Here is a 22464-nt window from a genome sequence, read left to right as displayed (position 1 = left end):
CTTATTAGGCAATCGCTATGTATGATTGCGGTTATCTCCAATACACTTACCAGCTAGAATTCGGCCTTTGAATGGTATCCGTTTCTCTGTCGATGTCATTCATCATTTGCTTGAGGCGGTCCAAGCCTTGTTGAAGCTGCTTTTGATGAGCATCAAGGCGATGAGCAAGAGATCTAACTTGCCCTTGAGTCGGAGGCTGTGGCGCAACAGAAAGCTCCATCAGCTCTTTCTCTATGGCATCAATGCCGATCAGACCCGTTCCGAGCATCTCGATACCAAACTTTGCTTTGTCAGCAATATGGTCGATCTTGAGAGCCGTTTCTCTGGATTGATGGTTTCCCCATCCAGTATTGTAGTTAGGCTGTCCTACAGGCGGTGTGTAATCACTCATACTAACAAACCTCCTTATTTTTGATATTTATCTGTAATCTCATCAATTTTATTAGTTAGCTTGTCAATTTCATCCGTTAAGGTATCAATTTCATTCGTTAGTTTGTCTACATCCTTGATGTTCCGTTGAACCTCGTCAATATTTCCAGTCGCAGCAACGACTTTTGACATGACTTCTTGTGCAATGGATGATACAAGAACCTGTACGTGATCAGGAGCGTTCTGGCCAACTTGTCCAACTAGTCTATCAATAAGAGGCTTAACTTGAGATAAAGTAGTCGCAGCGTTCGTTAATTCACGGCCGCAGGAATTAAGCTCTGAGTCAATTTTATCGGCTACTCGGTCAATTTTCGACTGCGTCAGCTGATCAATCTCCCTAACTATTTTATCAATATCATTCGCCATTTCACGTACTGCACCTTTTCCAACTAACATGGACTTCTCCCCCATTGTGCTTACAAATTCTTGAATCTCCTCTGATTATAAGGGAAGATTCGACATTCTTCAATCAAATATATCATCTTCAAACATTACCATAATAAAAAGATCAATAGAGGATTGGCTTGAAGAATCAAGGCTGCCCCTCCATTCCTTCATCCATTCCCCTATTGATCCTATACAACGCACAAGAGCTCTAGCCATTGTCTACTTTAGGTTCAAAACCTCATTAAAAACTTGTCCCTCTTCACCCAATTTAATGATCTTAAGGCGACTCGTAGCTTTAATAAATATGGTCTTATATTGCTTATGGCCTTCTTGGTCAATAAGGAGCAGTATACGTTTGCCTTCGTTATCCGTTACCGTCTTGAAGCTATAGTCCTCCTTGTCGATCTGCTGCATAATGGCATCATATTCGGGTAACGTGGACCATTTCTCATTATTTGGACTTGCTTCCTCGGGTTGATTGTTTACCTGCGTACCTTCTTTTTGCGCGGATGGCTGATTCTTCACCATGTCATTGGTTCTATTAGCTTGATTATTCGTACAAGCTGTCAGCAGGCTTGCAGCTGCCATTAAAAGAATTATGCTTTTTTTCATCATTTAAGTCATCCCCTGATGTAGTGTAGCTATTTATTACCCAATTCAACTATTTAAGCAACAAGCGTCTGCCAAGTGGCCCCTCTTACTCAAGATCAATTTTTCTGTCTTTGTAATAGTATTCTTTGTCACGATCATTGATTTCTCTGAGTATACGGCAAGGATTGCCGACCGCAACTACATTGGCCGGAATATCTTTCGTTACGATGCTGCCTGCGCCGATCACGGTATTATCGCCAATTGTAACTCCTGGAACAATAATAACTCCTGCACCAATCCAGACGTTCCTGCCTATATGAACCGGAAGATTAAACTGTACTACTTTCTCCCGAAGCTCGGGAGCGATGGGATGGCTTGCGGTCGCAACCGTCACATTTGGGCCAAACATCGTATAGTCCCCTACATAGATGTGCGTATCATCAACCATCGTCAGATTAAAGTTGGCATAGACATGATTGCCCAAATGCACATGCTTGCCGCCCCAGTTGGCATGAAACGGCGGCTCAATATAGCAGTCATTCCCCATTTCAGCGAACATTTCTTTCATAAGCTGCTTGCGTTTTTCGACCTCAGACGGGCGAGTTGCGTTAAAATCATATAGTCTCTCCAAGCATTTTCCCTGCTCTGCCATCAAATCCTCATCGGAGCAGTTATATAATTCACCAGCATGCATTTTTTCATATATAGTCATTATCCCATCCTCCAATACATGTACTGCTCATCTTCATCCTACAACCTTTATTCTAACACAATAGGATACCCCCAGCTTTTCACCCTAGATTAGCCTCAGGTACTAATAACAAAAAAAGCATTAATGGAAGCTTAGTAAGCCTGCATTAATGCTTTTTCTATACATTTTCAAACTGGATTCTAAGCTTTCTTCGCTTCACTGCCCATAATGACAGAATCCTTCGGCAGCAGCAGGGCAAATATCCCTAGCAGCGGCAAATATGCACATAGCTGAATAATGAGGGAGACGCCATAGGAATCCATTAACCATCCCATGAGAACTGAGCCTAACCCTGCCAGACCGAAAGATAATCCGAAAAATAGTCCAGCTACCGTACCAACATGACCTGGCAATAGCTCTTGTGCATATACGATAATGACCGAGAAGCCAGACATGAGAATTAATCCGATAATGACACATAATATCATGGCCATCGTAGGGCCTGCATACGGAAGTAATATGGAGAATGGTGCAGTGCCAAGAATAGAGAACCATATAATCTTCTGGCGTCCAAAGCGATCAGCCAGGGGCCCGCCAATAAAGGTTCCTACCATGCCTGCAAATTGTAGAGCGAACAGACACATCTGCGCCCGTGACAACGGCAATTCATACTTATCCATGAAATAAAAAGTGTAGTACCCCGTCATGCTAGCTAAATAGACAAACTTCGAGAACAGCATCAAAATAAGAATAAGCATGACATATCCAATAAAGGGCTTGCTGAACGCTTTACGAGGCGCCTCTGCTGGAAGTGAGCGTTTGCTGATAGCTACCTCCTTCACCTTCTTGCCATACCACCGTCCCACCATATATTGCACGACAATTCCAATGAGCGCTAATATCGTAAACCATAAAAAACTGGATTGACCAAGCGGCAAGATCAAGACTACGATAATGACAGGTGCCAGCGCTTGACCGAAGTTGCCTCCTACCTGAAAAATAGACTGGGCTAGTCCTTTCCCTTTACCCGCTGCCAAATGTGCGACGCGTGATGATTCTGGGTGAAGAACAGAGGAGCCGACACCAATAAGGGAAGAGGCTACCAGTAGGAAGCCAAGGGATGGTGCAAAGGCTAAACCAATCATGCCTAACAGGGTGAATACCATCCCTATGGGCAGCAGCAGCGGCATCGGTTTGCGGTCTGTACAATAACCGATCAGCGGCTGTAGAATAGAGGCTGTAACATTCAGCGTAAAAGCAATCCATCCTACCTGTGTGAAGGATAGATTCAAATTTTGCTGAAAAATTGGAAATGCGGCCGGCACGACCGATTGCATAGCATCGTTTAGCAAATGTGCAAAACTAACGCCAAACAGGACGGTCATTGCCGTTTTTGTTGTGTTTGTCATAGATGACATCCTTCCCTTGTTTTTGATAAGAGTAATTGTACCGAAAGAAGAAGGGGGAAGTCGCCGTCAAAATTGCGATATTCTATGCAATTGTTGCTACCTATCAGAGAGGTGATTGATTTATGCATATGCAAATTGTTTTTCCCCAGCTGGCGCTGCACAGCATAGAGAGCAGCTTCACCAATGATCCGCATGTTCATCCGGCTCATTACCAAATGACTATTCCACTACGTGGAAATTGCCATTTCACGCATAATAGCAAAGAAAGAAGATTAGTGGCTGGCGAGGGGCTGTTGCTTCCTCCACATGACCAGCATCATTTCCATCAAGGCTCTGAGGATGGCCTTATTATTTTTCAAATCAATGATGATAGCCTATATCCTGACGATGCCTCCGCATTTCCTGAGCCAAAAGATAAATACGAGTTCGATCCAACCGAAGTGTCCACCTTCCTTCATCAATGGAGCTCCTCGTTCTTTCCTACTGGAGCTTCAGAACGGTTAGCCATTGAGGAGAAAGAACTGCAAGCACTCCATTATGTACATCGCTTAATTTGGGGACTGGAATCCAGCAGCACTAAGCAGCTTCGCACACAGTACGACCAAGATAACCGCTATATGAGCAGAGTGCTAGATTATATCCATGCTCATTACTCTGAAGCTATCCGAATTGAGGAACTATCAGCAATCGCCCTGCAAAGCCGTTACCACTTTATTCGATGCTTTAAGGCCAATACTGGCTTTACCCCCTACCAATATGTGCTTAGACTACGAATAGAGAAGGCACAGCAGGAGCTTAAACAAACGCAAAAATCCGTAATGATAATTAGCCTAGAATTAGGGTTCGCAAGCCCGCGCCAATTCCATCGCTCCTTCATTAAGAATGTTGGCATTACGCCCGAGCAATATCGTCTGGCTACGACGAGCTAGAATGGATTAGATTTGGAACAATATCTGAATATAAAAAAGAGAAAAAGGCATGAATGGACGGGGATGCTCCCAGTCTTCATTCATGCCTTTCCATGTATATCACGTCAGCTTTTCTTATTTAATCCCTTCCATATATGCCCTTAATTTTTCGACGATTTCTTTCGCCTCGGTACGATACAAATAATGATCTGCTTCAAATGTCATCACTTTACCATAGACAGAATCTTTTATTTGCTTCTCATGCTCTGGTACCCATCTCTCAGTTACTGGATGGTTGGCTTGTATAAAGAAAGCAACGGGAAGATTTTTCGGGAATGTTAAGCTTTCAGCCCTATTAAAGTTAGAATACATCATTTCGATCTCATTGAGTTGGCTTGGATTATACATGTTTCTGAGACCAATCATTCTCATTTGTTCTTTTGTTTCATCATCATAAGGTAGCTCAGCATATGGGTCATCACCTAGCTTTGCATGCAATCTGGCGAAACCTAACTTTTTGATAAGACCTACAGCTCTTAAAGTTGATGATTCAATCTTTTGTTCGCGCAGCGTTGGAACACTGCTATCGAGCCCAACAAATGCGCTCACTTCATGTTCATATTTGTTCACATAATCTAATCCGTAAATGCCCGAAATCGAGTGAGCCATTAGAATATAACGCTCGATTTGCAGACTCTGCAATGCTTGATGAATTTCACTCACAATATTTTCTGTCGTTCGTTCCTTATCGGTTAGATCACTTAATCCATAACCAAAAGGCTCAATCACGACAACTCTGTAGAACGGTGATAGTTCATCTATTAACGGCTTAAAATCAAGTGCTGGCGCCGCAGTTCCAAAACCAGGCAAGAGCACGATTGTTTCTTCCCCTGTTCCTTGAATCACAGCGTTCATCTTTTTCCCATCTACAAGCACTAATTGACCATAGGATTGTATTCTTGCCTGCTCCGTTTTAGTGGCGACCTTATCAACGATAAAAACAATAGCTATAAATACAACCACTAATATAGCTAATACTGCTAATGCTTTCAGTAAAAAGAAAAGCACTTTTTTTATCATTGGAGTTGGTTTTTCACCTGTAGTCGGATCTTTCTTCCGTTTTATTAACTCACTTAGTTTCACTCAGATCTACTCCTAACCTCACCTATTTATTAGCTGCAATTCCCTGAAGAAAGCTTACACGACAAATATGGACTCTTTATAACGACAATATGAACGGAATATGAACAGGTAAAGAATTAGTGGCAACAAGAAAAAGGCATGAATGGCGCTGGGGTTTTCCCCCATCACCATTCATGCCTACCCCCTGCTTGTCACTTCTTTATTCAGGCGTTATTAGTTAGGTTAGTAACTCATCCTCCAGCAAGAGAATATCTTCTCCTTGCTGTTGTCTTATTTTAATATTATCTTTCCCCCAAGCACACATAACATCCACGATTGTATTGGCGGTAACACCGTATTCCGTGAGGCTATATTCGACTTTTGGCGGCATTTGCTGGTACACATATCTACTTACGAGCCCATCCTTCTCAAGCTCGCGAAGCTGCTGAATCAGAACCTTTTGTGAAATGCCTTGAATATTGCGCTGTAATTCACTTGTTCTCTTCACACCGGACATTAACATGCATATGATCAGCGATTTCCATTTCCCGCCGATTATTTCAAGAGTTGCTTCTATGCCGAGATTATAACGTTTCATAGAGTAACACCTCGTTCCTGCTGATCTAATAAAGCTAGTCTAAAATTTCATTGTTGCATATATTTTTATTTGAGTCTAGTACGTACTTTGAGGTAACTGCCTTACTTTATTGTGTGTATTTTCTTTTTGTTATACCTACAGGATAATGATGATATCGAATAAAAAGAGGCGATCTGAAGTTATATCCTCAATAGATACCGAGATAGGAGAATTCATAATGAAAACACTGGTGATTTTGGCACATCCGAACCTTGAGACTTCAAGGGTGAACCAACGCTGGAAAGAAGAGCTGCAGCAATATTCGAATGATATTGCCATTCATGAGATTTACAAAGAGTACCCTAACTGGAACATTGATGTTCCTAAAGAACAAAAGCTATTAGAATCCTATCAGCATGTGATCTTGCAATTCCCGTTATATTGGTACAGTTATCCCCCTTTATTGAAAAAGTGGTTTGACGATGTTCTTGCTTACGGATGGGCTTATGGATCACAAGGTGACAAGCTTAAAGGGAAAAAGCTAGGACTTGCCATGTCCATCGGAGATAAGAAAGAAAATTATTCGCCGGAAGGCTCTATTTCCTTTACCGTGGATGAATTGATCACCCCTTTCAAAGCCAGTATGGGCCATGTAGGCGCAGTGGCATTACCCTATTTTGCTGTCTTCGGGGCTTCATATCAAGCTAGCGATGACGAAATCAATCAAAGCGCGAAGGAATATATCCAATATATTGTTAAGCATCAGCCTATATTGCGTAGCGCACCGCAAAAACCCCTGACAAGATAGAACTTGTCAGGGGCATTACCTAAATGAATTCAACTCACAACTCAGAAATCGTTAGTTACTCTGTCACTAAGCTGTTTGCTTCAGATATGTTGATTTCTGATTCGTATGGGATAGATTGCTGTGCTCCATATCTTTGAACGGTTAACGATGCGGCTTTGCTTCCATGTATAATTGCTTCCTTAATATTACTACAATCAGCAGAAATTTTGGTAGCTAATACGCCAATAAATGTATCCCCAGCAGCCGTAGTGTCCACTGCCTTAACTTTGAATGCTGGTACAAAGCCTGTATTTCCATTTGCAAAGGAATAGAACGCGCCTTTACTTCCCAAAGTGACAATCACGATTTTAATCCCCATATCATGTACCTTTTGTGTTGCTGCAATCAACTCTTGTTGATTCGTAATTACTTGTCCAGAAATTATTTCTAACTCTGTTTCGTTAGGAATCAATATATCTGTTAATTGAATAATCCGTTCAGGAATAATTGCTCTCGCAGGTGCCGGATTCAAAATCGTTGTAACATGATATTGTTTCGCGATTTCAAAACCTCTCTCGATACTGGACAAATTGGTTTCAAATTGAGCGATTACATAGTCACTCTCAGCGATTAAACCGCGCATCTCATCTATATGGTCGTCTGTAATCGCTTGATTGGCACCGCCATGAATGAAAATACTGTTCTCGCCTTCATCGTTGACCATGACATAAGCACTGCCTGTTCTTGTTGTATCTAACTTCCTAATACCTGCAGTATTGATATGATCTCGATCGAGCAATTCCAGCAAAGCTTTTCCTGTATCATCATTTCCTATTGCACCAATAAAGTTAACTTGCCCGCCATTCCTGGCGGCAGCAATTGCTTGATTAGCTCCTTTACCGCCACCATTAGTAAACAGTCCTTTAGAATGAACGGTCTCACCTGGTTTTGGTAGATGCTCTGTTCTGATAGTGGTATCAAAATTAATACTACCAATTACTGTAATTTTATTCATTTTGTTTCTCTCCATTTAGTACCGCCCTATCAACGAGTGGCAAACATCATTTTGTTTTAGGAAAAATACTTAATAGTATCCATAGTTAATTTTTTGAATTTAGCTAAGTCAAGATTAAACGCCACCAGGACATTTTTCTCTTTTTTATACACATTGTCATAATCAACAACTGTGCTGCCCAGTGCTAGTGTTTCACTAGTCTCAACTTGTACATTCATCGGATAAACAGTAAACATATCGGGATCAATTACATACGCAACGGCACAAGGGTCGTGCATATGAATGCCTTCAACATGATTCTCATCTGCCCAGAATGGGCGAGTTGTTGTTAAATTGAAGAAATCCAATAAGTCAGCCATTGTTCGTGCAACGTCATTCCCGACTTCTCTAATTTCCTTGATGTCATTTTCAAACAATTGAGCTTTTAACGTAACATCTAAACCAAACATCGCTACAGGGACCCCTGATTTCACAACAATATCTGCGGCTTCCGGGTCAACATAGATGTTGAACTCGGCATGGGGAGTGATATTCCCTCCGAAGCATGCACCGCCCATGAATGAAATCATTTCAATTTTTTCTTTCAGTTCAGGATGTGACAACAGGAAAATAGCGATGTTGGTTAAAGGTCCTGTCGCAACAAGCGTCACTTTCTCCTCAGATTCTCTTAATATCTTAGCTATCAATTCATTGGCAGGAATACCTAGATCCTCAATGTTAGATTCAGGCAATTCTGCCCCATCGATCCCTGACTCTCCATGAACATCATCAGCAATAATCAGATTTCGACGCAAAGGTTTGGATGCACCTTTTGCTACTGGAATATTTTCACTTTTCGCTAAGGTTAACAATCTTTTAGCGTTTAAATATGTTTTTTCGGGAATTTGATTGCCCGCAGAAGTAGTTACTGCTAGCAAATCAATTTTTTCAGAGGCGATAGCCATCAATAAAGCTAATGCATCATCATGTCCGGGATCACAATCCAAAATAACTTTCTTTGTCATATTCTTCTCCTCCGTAAATCAATCAATTTTTTGTTGAACTTTTTCAGCATGTGCATAAATCATTTTTTTGGTAGCGAGGAAAATGACCAATGCTACTAATATAACGCCACCGCCAATCAAGAAAACATTAGCATATGTGGAGGCTAGTCCAGCTCCAGTACCAACCATACTTCCTCCGCTCATAACACCTGATGACATCATCCCAACAAATACAGCTACACCGACAGAACCAGTAATGGCTTGAACCAGGTCATTAACACCAAGTACCCGACCTGATTCTTCCGGTGTTACGGTTAGTGTTGCGGTATCCACGATTGGTGAATAGAGGAAGGAGGTACCAAAGTAATAAATACATGGTGCTATAGCTAAAGCCAGAACTTTGCCGTAAGGAATGAAAAACGCAACTGCAATCAATCCAAGCCCCATGAATAGCAAAGCCATAATAATTGAAGCTGAGCGGCCAATCCTCTTAACAATTGGACCAGACACAAAGCCCAGAATAGCCGCCAGAAGAATCGACCACACTAATAGCAAGGCAACTTGTGCAGAGTCAATACCAAATACGTTCAATCCAATAGCATTCACACCCGCATTTAGGGTATAACTGAAAAAGTAACCGATGAAGATAACCGTCATTGTTGCGATAAAAGCCGGGTTCTTCAAAAATTTAGGAGTAATAAATGGATTCTTAGCTTTGTTGATGTAGACAAGGAACAAAATCAACGTAACAACAGAAGCAATAGCCCAGAAAAGATTCATATCTGTAAAGAACATAGTCATCGCAGCGGCGAACGCGCCGATAAGTATAAATCCGGGCCAATCTATATTTGCACCCTTAGCATGTTCATTTGGCAAGTTTTTAAGTAAAGACGGAATGAACAGTACAGCAATCAGTGGTACTGCAAAAAGCCAGCGCCAGTCGATGTTTGTGATATATCCTGCAGCTACTACGCCTAATGCAGCAGAAAAGCGGAAAACAGCAACGAAAATGCCATAATAAATAACGCGATTTACTTTTGAAATATATTTAGAAACAAGTACTAGGAATACTGAGCCTGCCACCTGACCCCCTGCAGACTGCAATACGCGAGCAATAACGACTGCCCAAATACTACTTGGTCCAAAAATAAACCCAATCGCTGAACCAGCAACAAACAGGACTAAGCCTAAAAGGGTCATTTTCTTAAGCGAAACAAAATCACCTAGTGCCCCATAAATAACACACACAATGCCCAAAACAATACCTGGAATTGAAGTAATTAACGAAGCTAAATTGGGTACTCCTAACTGTTCGCCAATATTAACAAAAATCATTCCAAATGCTTGTTGCTCCAAAATACCTAATGTAAAAATCAATAAAACAAGCGGAATGGCCCTCTTTGCCATTTTATTCATACGCTCAAATTCTGCTGTCCCTTCTTTTGGAACAGGAACACCAATTACTTTTTCCATTTCAGCTGTCCTCACTTCATCTATGATGTATTCTTCTTGCGAAGTTATCGATAAACTCCTCTTTACTGAATGAAATTTCTTTAAGTCCCAACGCTTGTCCTACACGTGTGATAGGTGGTGGAGCAACATGGCTCTCTAATAAAGTTTTTACATCAGAAAATATATTATACCTACTGCCGGACATCAAAATCTGGCCTTTTGACATCACGATGATCTGATCAAAGTTACGAGCGACAAACTTCATATCATGAGTAATCGTTATACAAAGTCGATCATTGTTCTTAAGATAGCTGATGATCTCAGCTAATCTTTGATTACCTTCAACATCCTGACCGCAAGTTGGTTCATCCAAGATGATTACTTTGGGATCCATCATTAGTATGGAACCAATAGTACAAAACTTTTTCTCAGTCGCATTGAGATCAAAGGGATGTGTTGAAAGCCGATGTTTTAGTCCAACCAATTCTGAGATGAATTCCATGCGCTCACTAATTTCATGTCTTGACAAGCCTTGTTTCTTAGGTCCAAATTCAAATTCTTTTCTTACCGTTTCTAGAAAAAGTTGATTATCGGGATTTTGAAACACATAGCCGATATACTTTGACCAGTAGGCAGTCGTGTGTTCATTGATACTCTCGCCATCAATCAGAATTTGGCCTTCGGTAGGCCGCAATAAACCGTTGAGGTGTTTAGCAAAGGTCGTCTTGCCGGCTCCATTTTGGCCGATTATGGCTATAGGCTCACTTCCTTCAAAAGTAGTATTTATTTCTTTGAGAGCCTCACCTCCAGAAGGGTATTTATGTTTGAGGTTCTTGATTTCTATCTTCATAGAGAACAACCTCCTGTAATAATGCAATCGCCTGACTTTCTGTTAAAGCAAAATCTCTTTCACTATAGCCGGGTTTGATAAAACCCTTGGTTATCTCATAATAATCAGGCGGATTTACTGAGAACTCTGCTAGATGCGGTGAACAAAACACTTCCTCGGGTGTGCCTCCTAGAACAATCGAGCCATGCTGTAAGACATAGACTTTATCTGCCAACTCAGCTACCCTTTCCATGTCATGATCTACCATTACAATCGTCATTCCGCTTTCATTTAACTTTTTAATACTATCCATTATTTGTTTGCTGCCAACAGGATCGAGCTGTGTTGTACACTCATCCAAGACGAGAATTTTCGGTTCTAGAATTATGGCTGATGCCAATGCGACTCTTTGAACCTGACCTCCTGAAAGTTCAAGGGGGTTTTTATCCAATAATTCCTCTATCTGAATTAGCTCGGCTATTTCCTTTATCTTGCTGAACATCTGGTCCCTCGGAAATCCACGATTACCAAGCCCATATGCTAATTCTTCAGCAACAGAATCTGCCGTATAAGACAACTGATTAAAAGGGTTTTGAAAAACAAGTCCAATGGTTTGCGAAAGTTCCCCCACACTCACGGAAACCGTATCTTTTCCATCAACTATTATGCTCCCTTCACTAAATCCAACAAAAAAATTAGGAATCAGCCCTACTAAGGCATTACATAATGAGGATTTCCCTGAACCATTAGCACCAATCAATGCAACAAATTCACCCGCTGCAATTTCAAAATTGACATTCTTCAACGCAAATTCCGGTTCTTGGTTGTAACGATAAGAAAAATTACTGACTTGTATTAATTTACTCGTCATTCTTGTCACCTCCCCTCTTCTTCCATAATCAGAGGAACCTTGGGACTAAACTCGAGATTAAGAAACAAATTGCAATGATTCTTAGGACGATGTCCACCCTTGTAGTTTCAACCTTTATATAACTCGTCGGTTTGACTCCACTGATTCCAAACCCTCGGGTTTCGAGTGTCATTCCTCTTTCTTGAGCGTCTGTTAAAGAGGAAAGAACAACCGGTCCGATAAGCGGCAAAAATGCTTTCGTACGTTGTATGAATGTTCCTGAGGTTTCAACACCACGTGATTCTTGCGCTTCTTGAATAACCTTAACTTTTCTCTGCATTTGAGGGACAACATTAAGGCTTGCCAAAATTAAATATCCTATTTTCTTATTAAGCCCCGACTGTGTTAAGGTAGCTACAGTCTCTGAATTTCTTGTTGTTTGCAGCATTAAGTAGAAGGCGGCTAAGAATACTAAAAGAGTTGACGAAATCTTTAATGCGTACATCGTTCCCTCTAGTCCCATTTGTGCAAAACCGAAGTCAGCAATAATTGTTTTATTGTTAGGACTATATAAACCTTGGATAAACAGCAGCATTAGTGTTACCGGAATACCAAAACCAAATACTAGCTTTAAAACCTTTTTTCCTTGTCCGATTAGAATACCCAGTAGTACAAGCAAACCTAAAATTCCGTATCCAACAAACGGTAGGGGGTAAATTAGACAGCCAATTCCGAAACAAAATACGATAAGCAGCTTCGTGATCGGATTTAATTTTCTAACTAGAACAGATAGAGATTTATTGATCATTTGCATTGTTCCATCACCTTCATGACCTTTTGCGGCTTGTATTCAAGTAATAATCCTTGTCCAACGGAGCGTACTGGCTTGAAAAACGTCGTGGGATTTTCTTTACTAACCAGTAAGCGATTAGAAATACAATCCCTTTGTCGATGAGATTTTCGAGTATTGAAGTCGAAAATACCGAAAGCATGATTTCTTTTGTAGCTGCGATCAATGCTGCTGTAAAGAGGGAACTGCTGTTAATGCCTGTAGCGCCACCATAAACAAAAATCGTAATGAAAGCCGCACTTATCGCATTAGTTAAAGAACAAGCCAGCCAAGTGATCACTACACCAACAACATTCTTAAAGAAGCCTGCTTTGACCAAGTAGCCAGTTACCAATCCACATAAAACGCTTACAATTGCAAACGGCAGGTACACTGGATTAGTGACGATGGATAGAAATAAATTTGTTGTCAATCCACTAAGTGCGGCAACCCAAGGACCTGCAAGACATGCAATCAAGACCGTTCCGATCATATCCAAAAAAAGCGGTAACTTTAAGGTTGAGCATAAGGTACCTCCAATTAAATTTATCCCTACAGCGATAGGTATCAAAACCAATGCTTTCGTAGAAAATTGTTTTTGAAGAAACCTTCGAAAAAAAGAGTATGTCATAATAGCCCTTCTCTTAAAAAATGTAATATAATGATTTGAGAAAGTGATTTCGGAAAACACTTTCCTGTAACAGAGACTATCATCGATAAATTGAAATGTCAACAGGATGCTTTTATTATCAGGTCTAGCTGTTTACTAGAACTTATCTTTACCTTGTCTAATTTTGATGATTATGTAGAATTAAAAATGACACACTAAAGTCTTGATGCAACTACTTGACGGGTTTCAAAAGACACTATGAAGGGAGAAGGCTATGAATATCAAAGATATCGCCAATTTGGCAGGAGTTTCCGTTTCCACAGTTTCAAAAATTGTGAATAAAAAAGATCAAAGCATTAGTAAAGATACCCGTGAACGAGTATTAAAAATAGTCCATGAATACAACTACACTCCTTATTCGTCTAGTATTAGCAAATCGACTTCTAGTGGAATAATAGGGGTTTTGATAAATTCAACCGTTTCGACAGACTCTACGCTAAACGGAATTATTAACGAAGCACAACGCAATGGATATAGTCCATTGATTTTTAATAGCTGTGGGGATTTGAACCAAGAGTTAAAAAACATGACTTCACTAATTACGAAGCAAGTGGATGGAGTGATATGGGAACCTGTAAATGGCGAAAGCTTAAAACATCGTATTCATTTTGATTCATTAGACATCCCCGTTGTATTAGTCGGAGGGGGTGAAGAAGCTAATTCTCTGGAATTACCTTATGAGTTGGCAGCTTACTTCCTTACAAAACAATTGATTGATAAAAAACATACGAAGATCGCATGTATATTAGGGGAAGGACATAGAAAGAAGGCCTTTATAGAGGGGTATAAGCATGCGCTTTTTGACAATAATCTAAAATTCCAAGAATCTATGGTGCTTTCATCGCTTGACGAAACCATTAATGACTTTATCATAGGAGGACAAATTTCAGGGTTTATTTCCTCGCATTTATATAAGTCTATTGAACTTTATAATTTAACTATTCAGAGCGGTTTGAAATCACCAAAGGACTATTCATTGCTTTCCATACAAAATGACTACGACCTCTCTTTGGTTACAGATCAAAGCAAGATATCTACCGTAACCGTCAATAATTCTAGCTTTGGCACCTATATTTGTAATGTACTGATCAACTCCATAGCTGGAGCTGATGCAATAAAACCTTATGAGGAAAAAATGGTATTAGACAACACCAACACTTTAGCTTTCCCAGATGAGGTTGGGAAGCCTAAAATCCTAGTTGTTGGAAGTATAAATATGGATACTTATCTCTACTCCCCTCAACTGCCGCATAATGGAACAACGAATTTTATATCTAGCTTCACAAAACTTCCAGGTGGAAAAGGGTTCAACCAAGCAGTAGGAACGGCAAAGCTTGGACACCGGGTCAGGCTTATTGGATGCTTAGGATCTGATATGGAATCAAACAGCATCTTCCAAGAGTTGGAGAGGAATGGTGTCAGCACAATTGGAATCACACGTTCAAGTAATACTGAAACAGGTCAGGCATACATTTTTGTCGAATCTAGCGGAGATTCTATGATATCCGTCCTTCCAGGAGCAAATGCAGATCTTTCGCCCAAAAAAATAGAACAACAGACAGGACTATTTTCTGATGCTAAATTTTGTTTGATTCAAACAGAAATTCCGATCAAGACCGTTGAAAAGGCTTGCTCCATTGCAAAAAATGAAGGACTAACCATCATTCTCAAGCCTTCAGCATCAAAGATCATTCCAGATGCGATCTTGAAAGAAATCGATTATTTGATTCCGAACGAAGACGAGCTCTTGGAGTTGTGTCCCCAATTCGATTCTATAGAACAAAAAGTGGATTTTCTTCTATCTAAAGGAGTCAAAAATGTCATCGTAACATTAGGGAAAAAAGGATGCTATTTAAAAACAACAAATGTTGAAAGATTCTTCCCTGCAGCAGAGTTTTCTGCTGTCGATAGTACTGGTGCAAGTGATGCTTTTATTAGTGCATTAGCATCCTATTTGCTAAGAGGATGCTCTCTGGTGGATGCGATTCAAATCGCAACCTATGCCGCTGGTTTTTCAGTTTCCCGCGATGGAGTCACCAATTCATTAGCTGATCGAGCTACTCTAGAAAGCTATATTGCGAAGAAGGATCCGAGATTATTATCCTCACATTAGAAACTGGAGGCGGCCGCCTAGATGTGTATGTGTGGAAGGAAATTGCTATTCCACCTCCGTACATTACAATTAAGGCGGCTATACTGCAATGGCTCCCCATTGCAGTATAGCCGCCTTGTCTATTGCTCTCGCTTATCCAGAAAAGCTCCCTTTTCGACTATTACAAGCTTAACCTACCTTTTATTGGCGCCTAATATTTGTTCGGAGAGCTGTTCCAGCAATGCTTTTTTCCCAATTGCAAAGAACGCCTCGTTGTAGTTTTGTCTGCTTGTTATCTGATAAACATTGCCATTCTTAACGGCCTTAATTCTGTTCCAGATTTCACTTGATTGCAACAGTTCACTCTCCGTATCCGCCAAAAGAATTATATGATCGGGATCCATGACCGACAGACCCTCCAAGCTGGTTACCTTGCCTCCCCATTGATCCGGGTCAGGAGTATTGGGTGATTTAGGCAATTTCAAATCATTAAACAGCATATCTGCGACACCTGTCGCTGAATAAATGCGGATTTCTTTCTCTGCTCCTTCGATAACAGCAAAATTCTCACCGTTTGTAGCGGCTGAAATCTGATCATGCAGCTCGCTTGCTCGCTTATCATAGTCAGCAAGCCACTTTTCCATCTCTTGTTTTTTCCCCATTGCCTCGGCCACAAATGCAAATCGATCGCGGAAGGCATTAAAACCATGAGGAACACGGATCACCGGAGCGATTTTCTCCAATTGCTTCATATTTTTCTCTTGTGTAGGGCCAGCAAGAATAAGGTCAGGCTCAACTGCTGCAACAGCTTCAATATTAATATCCGTTTGAAACCACCCAGCGATAACTACACCAGGCAATGCCTCATTTACAAGCGGGACAGGTTTTGTCGGATCACCCATATCTGTATTTCCTGTCAATACTGGCTTGAATCCCAGCACCAGAAGCTCTTCTGTTGAACCGGAAATATCTGCAATCCGTTTCGGATCGGCAGGAATCCTCGTTTCATTCTGCTTGTCCGCAGGCTCTTTAGACGTACTACAGCCATTAAGCATCGCTCCCAATACAATCAATATTGCACCAACCACATACAGCCTTCTAAGTTTTAACATTGTTGTTTAACCCCTTTTCCATATTGATAATGATTCTCAAATACTGAATCAATTGTAGCCCCCTTAACGAAAGGTAACTACCCCACAATGGATTTTTATGCGGTTAAACGGATTAATTTTATCGGGCTATTCCAAGGCCTTGCTTCTACGTAAAAGCTCAGACGGGTTAATGCCGAATTGCCTGCGAAACGCTTCTGCAAAATGGCTTGCATTCGTATAACCAGCCATTGATGCGGCCTGGCCAACATTATACTTGCCGATTAGCAATTGCTCTTTGGCCCTGTCCAGCTTCAAAAGGCGCAAATAAGCAAAGACAGACATGCCATATTCTTCTTTAAAGCCTTTTTTTAATTTAAAATCGTTGATACCCGCCATTTTGGACAATTGAAGCAGCGAGGGCGGCGAGTCCATCTGGCTGACGATCAAACTACGCGCCTCTCTAATCTTCTGCCTATCCGTTCTGGAGAAATGAAAGTGGTCTTCTTGCTTGCTTCCTCTCTCATATAAAAGCTGCTGCAGAAGAAGAGAAAGAAGCTCCAGCGCCTTGCTTTCCGTATATAGTTTGTATGCAGAGCCGGCATAAACATTTGAATCCAGCTCATGAATAATTTTCCACGCATCCGGACTGATGCCCGTTCGGAAGCTGCAGAAAGAACGTCCTCCGAGTATATTCTTCCAATCAGCTTCAGGCTTGCTTGTTTGCCCGCTTGAATAGTATTCGTACAAGGAGAACGGCATGCCAATGGACAATGTGCGCACAGCCGTATTCGGCTTATAGTGAAAAGAAGCGGAGAAGTTATGCATAAACTGCAATGCGCAATTACCCTGAACAAGCTCATGCTCGCTGTCCGCCAATTGAACATAGCCTTCGCTTTCAAACATAAATGTCAGTTCAACCATGCCTGATTCTGAGCTTACTTGAACAGGCTCCTTGCCGGTAAAAATAAAATTGCACGGCGCAACTGTCAGCCCGGAAGGAGCTATGAACCGTTTATCCCCATACACAGCCGTTGACTGCCTGATTTGTTCATCCCTATTTGTCCATCCTGTATTATAAGCAGAAACAGCTTCAAAATAAGCACTAAAAATCGGTTCTACAGTATGCAAAGCATTGCACTCCTTTCAATAAAGATCATCTAATAATTTAAGTCATTTATTCATTCAAAAATATAAAAGTAATAAGTCATTTGAAATATTGATAATGATTATCAATATCATGTATAATTTATACTAAACTAGCGCATTTGTCTATTGTGTATGACTGTACTTCACTATATTGAGAAAGAACTAATCGCGATATGACCAATCATTTCTCTGCTGCCTATGAGGATTGCGAGACAAGCAGCCTTATTAAGGCTGATTAAAGATAGACGAACCATCCGCAAATTTGAAGAAGGAAATCTACCGTCCGCTTTGCTCTACAAACTTCTTCAGGAATCTGCTGAACTGACAATAGGACCCGACAGCGAAACTCCTTTTCGATTCATTCTTGCAGTAACAGCCGAAGAAAGAATTTGGCAGCAGCTATTATTATGCTATATAAGTTGAACAAATGCTCCTCTCAAACAAGGGGCAGAATTTAATTCTGTCCCTTATCATTACGAGGAGTACAGTTTTCTCTTATATTGCGTACGGGCTGTTTTAAGCATAAAAAGAATGCCTCCTGAAGTAGGAGACATTCTGAAAAAACCGGCCCATATGCTGCGTCCCGATATCATTACTTAGATCCATCTCTTAGCCTTGCGATAGTACCAGCTTATTCTGATGTCGGACGATCTTCAAGTAAATCTCGACTCGCTTCTCTTCATCCAAACAGCCTTCTAACAGCCACTCATGAAATCCAATACAGAGAACATGCCACTCTTTCAATAATGATCCTCGCATCATGAACAATTCCCTCCATTGAGCCATATAAACTTCACGTTGGAGGCACGATATTCGGTAGCTGGCTGGCGTACTCGATTTGCGAGATTAGCCCCTATAGCTTTGCGCCGCCATTTTTCAACGGTTTTGCCATTATCGTCCAGTTTATATGGTAATTATTTCTCTTTATTGTAACAAAATTCATAGTGGGTGTATACATGAATCGACAACGAATTTAAGAGAATATGTCGAACAATCCGTCTAAACTCCTCTATTTAAGGCTTAACTCACCAGATTTCTATTATTTTCGCACCACTTAATCGCCTGAGTAATCCCTGTAACAAAGTACTACTTCCAGTATTAAAGCACTATATCCAATAACGATAGAGCCTCTACACTCTTCTTAACAAAGAATGGAGCAGTTTGGAAAATCGGCTTATAACAGCTTTCATTTCTCCTGCTTCTCTTGCGAAATTAATTGCAAAGACTAGTAAAGCTGTCCAAACCGAGAATAGCAACGCCGTAATCATCCACTCCAGAAAATTGTCGGGGGAAGGAAGCTTCAATAATTTATACGGAGCAATAGATATGACAATAGCAATGATTAGTCTGGCTACTCTTTTACCCGTATTCTTGAATGGAATTCCAATGAGCTTGCTGCTATACAGCATATCGATAGACCGATATACAAGCCCTATAATACTTCCTATTAATACGCCTTTCATTCCCATCATATTCACAAGTGCTACAGAGGACACGATGGTAACGGCCGCTTCAATGATCGCTCTATTTCTCGTTTCCTTGAAGTGGCCTGCTGATGCAATAATAGTAGACTGAGGCAGCTTGTAATTATTAAGAATACCCATAATAACAAACAGCATAAACAATTCACCATCTACATAATTAATATCAGAAATTCCTCTCGTATAGATGGTTACGAAGGGAAGCCCCAATATGACTACGCAAGAAAAGACAACCGCTAAAATCATATAAAAAACAAACTCATATTGGGAATAGGCTTTTCTTAGCACAGAATGATTTGGCTCAGCGAAGAGCTGGCCGAATCCAGCCGTAAAGCCGTTGCTGAATACGCCCATAATCATGCTGACCCCTGTAAATATAAGCGCATAAATGGAGTATACACTCACATCATTCAACGAACAGAATAAGGTAAGCAAAATAATTGGCGATCCAAATACAATCATAGCGGAAACTTGATGAAGCAGCACATCATACCGTTTCGATAAAGCATCGAGATCGGGCTCCGTATTAAAGTCGATGTAAGGATGCATTTTTCTAGCAATCTTAACGACCAGAAGCATCTGCACAATATTAGCTGCGAGCGAGATAAAGAATACGGTAGACAGTGAGATCTGCTCATTTATTAATACAACCATAATGATTGTATTAATAATTAAATATACAATTCTGGTAAGCGACAAGACATACCCGGCCTGTGCCGCTTGAAGCAGGACATTATATTTCGCAATAGTGAAATAATTAATAATACCCGATACTCCGATTGCAAGCACGAGCAGCATGACATCCACATACGTAATTTCGTCAGTTGTTACGAAAAAGGGATAGATAAGAACCATCGCCGTGACCAGTCCGCTAAAGTATAGGCCGATCTGGTTGTACGATTTTTTCGCGGCAGCCAATATACGATTGATTGTGCCTACATTATGCTCAGCCAAGGGCTTATATAGGGAATAGATCAAAGCGCCTCCAAGGCCCATTTCAATCATATAGAGATAGCCTAAAAACTGTGTAATGGAGGCTCGTAGTCCATTAAACGACGAGCCGTACACCTCGATGATCAAGCGGGGAATAATTAAGCCTACAATAAATGTTGCCACTTGCACGAAGATTGCAGTAAGTGTGTTGTAAATCGCTTTTTTAGTGCGCATAATAGCCCCTTAACAGCTCTACTTTATTACTAGTTTTTTTATTCGATTATAATTGGCTTCGCCCAGTATACGCCTTGTCCATTTTACGCCCACTCGAATGACAGGCCCCCCATAAATCCATAGCAGGCTGCTTCTTCTCTTTTTCACTGTCACATCATGCCAAGAACCAGAGAAGTGATGAATCACATAAGTATGATTAGAATAGACCGATTTATTAGAGTCCCATTCTAATGGGGAAAAATAGGTTTTGGGATAAATAGCAAGAGAATTGCCCAGCATTTGATAGCTGTCGTTAAAGTTCAATCCATTCTCAATGCAATGTTGGGTGAATACTTTAACATTAGTCGTCATATCCAATGAGCCATCATCCAGATAGAAGGACCGATTCTCATAATAATCTTTAAACTGCTTGATAATCGGACTTCCCTTAGCTGCGCCTATAATACAAGTCGCAATTGCTTTATTCGATTCAAACCCAGAGAATGCCGCATGGCTTAGGAAACCATCCAGCGATTGAACCACTTCAACATCGGTATCGAGATAGATGCCGCCATGCTGATACAAAGCGTGGAGCCTAACATAATCAGACACAAACGCGAATTTTTTATTCGTATAAGCCTCTTTGACATATTGGTTACTGCTTGTATCAAAGTTATCTTCATTCCAGAGCATCAATTCATAATCGGGAAGCATGGCCTTCCAGCTTGCCAGACATTTTCTCTCCAATTCCGGCAAGGGGCCTTTGCCAAACCAGCAATAATGAATAATTTTGGGGATGGAGTGCTGCGTCATTATAATCTCCCATTCTTGAATAATAGTTTACTGCGTATAGAACAGATACGGCATTTGCCCTTGCCCGCCTTCACTTAACGCCCTATAAAATAAATAGAAGCACAGGCAGACTACTCCCATCTTCACAAGCATATGAAGCCAGTTCCGAGTGATCAAAGCATAAAGCACGATTTCATACATCATGGCATACGTACCGAGACGTTCAATATATCGAATGAAGTAACCCATCATTGTGAATCCAACCCCAGACAAACAAATGACGATTAGCGGCCTAATAAATGCGCGTTCCTCACCTTCAGCCTGATTCCACAGCAAGAAGCTAATCAACCCTATAATCATAAGACGGATCAAGAAAAAGAAGCCTAGCTGTGTTTCGCCGCCCCCTGCTCCTGATAAATAGGTATTCTGATATTCATCTAATGTGCCGGATAGCCCAGTAAGTGCCATAATCTGATTGGAAAATAAAACAAGGGGAAGGAAACCAGCAGCGATTAGTAATCGATAGGTCAGCGACATTTTTTTCGATAAGAGCATATGTATAAAAACAAAGGTGATCGTCGTAAACGCTGTCGTGTGGATAGTTCCTGCTACTATAACAAAAGCAATAAACACCTTATAGTTAGCCTTAAGAAGATAGCGGAAAGCAAAAAATAGGATGGCAACGGCCAGCCATTGCCTTACAATATTGAAGGTTTGAAAATAATACATGCAAATATAAACAAGCATCGCAAGAGAAAAATTGATTCGGTACCGCATATTCCACAAGGAGATGATGATTAAACCATTCGTTAGTAGAGCAAAAACTAGCAGTACGAAATGCGGCTCATCCAGCAGATTAACTAAAAATTTCGTAATGAACTGGAAGCCGGGCTCATAGTAGGTATAAAAGAGCTCTCCTGAATAACTGTCGTGCGCACTTTGGATAATTTGCAGGTAGGTAATCGTATCCAGACCGACAGTCACTCCTCGGAGGCCTGCCGGAATGGATACGATCAGAATAATAATAACAATGAGAACAATGGACAGCTTAATTTTTCTTAAAATCTGCGCGAAAAAGGCAAGCGCAACCGCAAAAAAAAGAATACCCGTGTACAATAGCGCTGAATCGGGAAAAAACGCAATATAATCCATCTGTCTCCTCCTCCTGGCTACGCACCGACGGCATT

General features: G+C 40.8%; 23 protein-coding genes and 1 riboswitch. Of the genes, 3 read left to right on the top strand and 20 right to left on the bottom strand.

Going from position 1 to position 22464, the window contains the following annotated elements; genetic code table 11:
* Positions 1-46: 46 nt before the first annotated feature.
* From AC50YO_RS19315 to AC50YO_RS19295, 5 genes are all read right to left on the bottom strand, one after another.
* A complete protein-coding gene (locus AC50YO_RS19315) occupies positions 47-391 on the bottom strand; it encodes a hypothetical protein (protein WP_494849774.1) in 345 nt (114 codons plus the stop codon).
* A 14-nt stretch (positions 392-405) separates the two neighbouring features.
* Complete coding sequence (locus AC50YO_RS19310; protein ID WP_494849773.1) at positions 406-825, bottom strand: hypothetical protein; 420 nt, start codon at positions 823-825, stop codon at positions 406-408.
* Between the two features lie 210 nt (positions 826-1035).
* Positions 1036-1428, bottom strand: coding sequence for a hypothetical protein (locus AC50YO_RS19305; protein WP_494849772.1), 393 nt, complete (start codon positions 1426-1428; stop codon positions 1036-1038).
* Positions 1429-1513: 85 nt separating this feature from the next.
* The gene (locus AC50YO_RS19300; protein WP_494849771.1) at positions 1514-2119 is read right to left on the bottom strand and encodes a sugar O-acetyltransferase; all 606 of its coding nucleotides are present in this window, start codon (positions 2117-2119) and stop codon (positions 1514-1516) included.
* A gap of 179 nt (positions 2120-2298) precedes the next feature.
* Positions 2299-3507: an MFS transporter gene (locus AC50YO_RS19295; RefSeq protein WP_494849770.1), complete on the bottom strand. Its 1209-nt coding sequence runs from the start codon at positions 3505-3507 to the stop codon at positions 2299-2301.
* 122 nt (positions 3508-3629) lie between these two features.
* Between AC50YO_RS19295 and AC50YO_RS19290 the strand changes: the two genes are divergently transcribed.
* Positions 3630-4436 carry a helix-turn-helix domain-containing protein gene (locus AC50YO_RS19290; protein WP_494849769.1) on the top strand — a complete coding sequence of 269 codons (807 nt, stop codon included), beginning with the start codon at positions 3630-3632 and terminating at the stop codon, positions 4434-4436.
* 114 nt (positions 4437-4550) lie between these two features.
* On the opposite strand, the gene AC50YO_RS19285 is transcribed toward AC50YO_RS19290, so the two are convergent.
* Both AC50YO_RS19285 and AC50YO_RS19280 read right to left on the bottom strand, forming a co-directional pair.
* A complete protein-coding gene (locus AC50YO_RS19285; protein ID WP_494849852.1) occupies positions 4551-5495 on the bottom strand; it encodes an alpha/beta fold hydrolase in 945 nt (314 codons plus the stop codon).
* Positions 5496-5775: 280 nt separating this feature from the next.
* Positions 5776-6135, bottom strand: a complete 360-nt coding sequence (locus tag AC50YO_RS19280; RefSeq protein WP_494849768.1) for a winged helix-turn-helix transcriptional regulator — start codon at positions 6133-6135, stop codon at positions 5776-5778.
* Between the two features lie 217 nt (positions 6136-6352).
* Between AC50YO_RS19280 and AC50YO_RS19275 the strand changes: the two genes are divergently transcribed.
* Positions 6353-6922 (top strand): NAD(P)H-dependent oxidoreductase, encoded by a 570-nt coding sequence (locus tag AC50YO_RS19275; RefSeq protein WP_494849767.1) that lies wholly within the window; start codon positions 6353-6355, stop codon positions 6920-6922.
* A gap of 55 nt (positions 6923-6977) precedes the next feature.
* Here the strand turns inward: AC50YO_RS19275 and rbsK are convergent, their stop codons facing one another.
* The 7 genes from rbsK to AC50YO_RS19240 are packed head-to-tail and all read right to left on the bottom strand — an operon-like array spanning position 6978 to position 13490.
* Positions 6978-7916 (bottom strand): ribokinase, encoded by a 939-nt coding sequence (rbsK, locus tag AC50YO_RS19270; RefSeq protein ID WP_494849766.1) that lies wholly within the window; start codon positions 7914-7916, stop codon positions 6978-6980.
* A 56-nt stretch (positions 7917-7972) separates the two neighbouring features.
* The gene (locus tag AC50YO_RS19265) at positions 7973-8920 is read right to left on the bottom strand and encodes a nucleoside hydrolase (protein ID WP_494849765.1); all 948 of its coding nucleotides are present in this window, start codon (positions 8918-8920) and stop codon (positions 7973-7975) included.
* 18 nt (positions 8921-8938) lie between these two features.
* The gene (locus tag AC50YO_RS19260) at positions 8939-10372 is read right to left on the bottom strand and encodes an MFS transporter (protein WP_494849764.1); all 1434 of its coding nucleotides are present in this window, start codon (positions 10370-10372) and stop codon (positions 8939-8941) included.
* A 16-nt stretch (positions 10373-10388) separates the two neighbouring features.
* Positions 10389-11201, bottom strand: coding sequence for an energy-coupling factor ABC transporter ATP-binding protein (locus AC50YO_RS19255; protein ID WP_494849763.1), 813 nt, complete (start codon positions 11199-11201; stop codon positions 10389-10391).
* Complete coding sequence (locus AC50YO_RS19250) at positions 11170-12051, bottom strand: energy-coupling factor ABC transporter ATP-binding protein (RefSeq protein ID WP_494849762.1); 882 nt, start codon at positions 12049-12051, stop codon at positions 11170-11172. The genes AC50YO_RS19255 and AC50YO_RS19250 overlap by 32 nt, the downstream gene beginning before the upstream one ends.
* Positions 12052-12079: 28 nt before the next feature.
* On the bottom strand, positions 12080-12844 hold the full coding sequence (locus AC50YO_RS19245; protein ID WP_494849760.1) for an energy-coupling factor transporter transmembrane component T: 765 nt from the start codon (positions 12842-12844) through the stop codon (positions 12080-12082).
* A 13-nt stretch (positions 12845-12857) separates the two neighbouring features.
* The gene (locus AC50YO_RS19240) at positions 12858-13490 is read right to left on the bottom strand and encodes an ECF transporter S component (protein ID WP_494849759.1); all 633 of its coding nucleotides are present in this window, start codon (positions 13488-13490) and stop codon (positions 12858-12860) included.
* A 253-nt stretch (positions 13491-13743) separates the two neighbouring features.
* On the opposite strand from AC50YO_RS19240, the gene AC50YO_RS19235 reads away from it, so the two are divergent.
* Positions 13744-15642: a PfkB family carbohydrate kinase gene (locus tag AC50YO_RS19235; protein WP_494849758.1), complete on the top strand. Its 1899-nt coding sequence runs from the start codon at positions 13744-13746 to the stop codon at positions 15640-15642.
* A gap of 173 nt (positions 15643-15815) precedes the next feature.
* Here the strand turns inward: AC50YO_RS19235 and AC50YO_RS19230 are convergent, their stop codons facing one another.
* The 6 genes from AC50YO_RS19230 to AC50YO_RS19205 all read right to left on the bottom strand — a co-directional run bounded on the left by AC50YO_RS19230 (position 15816) and on the right by AC50YO_RS19205 (position 22429).
* Positions 15816-16733, bottom strand: coding sequence for an ABC transporter substrate-binding protein (locus tag AC50YO_RS19230; protein WP_494849757.1), 918 nt, complete (start codon positions 16731-16733; stop codon positions 15816-15818).
* 126 nt (positions 16734-16859) lie between these two features.
* Complete coding sequence (locus AC50YO_RS19225) at positions 16860-17840, bottom strand: helix-turn-helix transcriptional regulator (protein ID WP_494849756.1); 981 nt, start codon at positions 17838-17840, stop codon at positions 16860-16862.
* Between the two features lie 627 nt (positions 17841-18467).
* Positions 18468-18620 (bottom strand): hypothetical protein, encoded by a 153-nt coding sequence (locus tag AC50YO_RS19220; protein WP_494849755.1) that lies wholly within the window; start codon positions 18618-18620, stop codon positions 18468-18470.
* 50 nt (positions 18621-18670) lie between these two features.
* A riboswitch (cyclic di-GMP riboswitch) is annotated at positions 18671-18758 on the bottom strand.
* Positions 18759-18988: 230 nt separating this feature from the next.
* On the bottom strand, positions 18989-20506 hold the full coding sequence (locus AC50YO_RS19215; RefSeq protein ID WP_494849753.1) for a lipopolysaccharide biosynthesis protein: 1518 nt from the start codon (positions 20504-20506) through the stop codon (positions 18989-18991).
* An 18-nt stretch (positions 20507-20524) separates the two neighbouring features.
* The gene (locus AC50YO_RS19210; RefSeq protein ID WP_494849748.1) at positions 20525-21298 is read right to left on the bottom strand and encodes a glycosyltransferase family 32 protein; all 774 of its coding nucleotides are present in this window, start codon (positions 21296-21298) and stop codon (positions 20525-20527) included.
* Between the two features lie 27 nt (positions 21299-21325).
* The gene (locus AC50YO_RS19205; protein ID WP_494849747.1) at positions 21326-22429 is read right to left on the bottom strand and encodes an EpsG family protein; all 1104 of its coding nucleotides are present in this window, start codon (positions 22427-22429) and stop codon (positions 21326-21328) included.
* Positions 22430-22464: the final 35 nt, after the last annotated feature.

Source organism: Paenibacillus sp. J22P59 (genome assembly GCF_059383895.1).
Note: the sequence above shows the minus strand (reverse complement) of the source record. Positions and strands in the feature narration are given on the sequence as shown.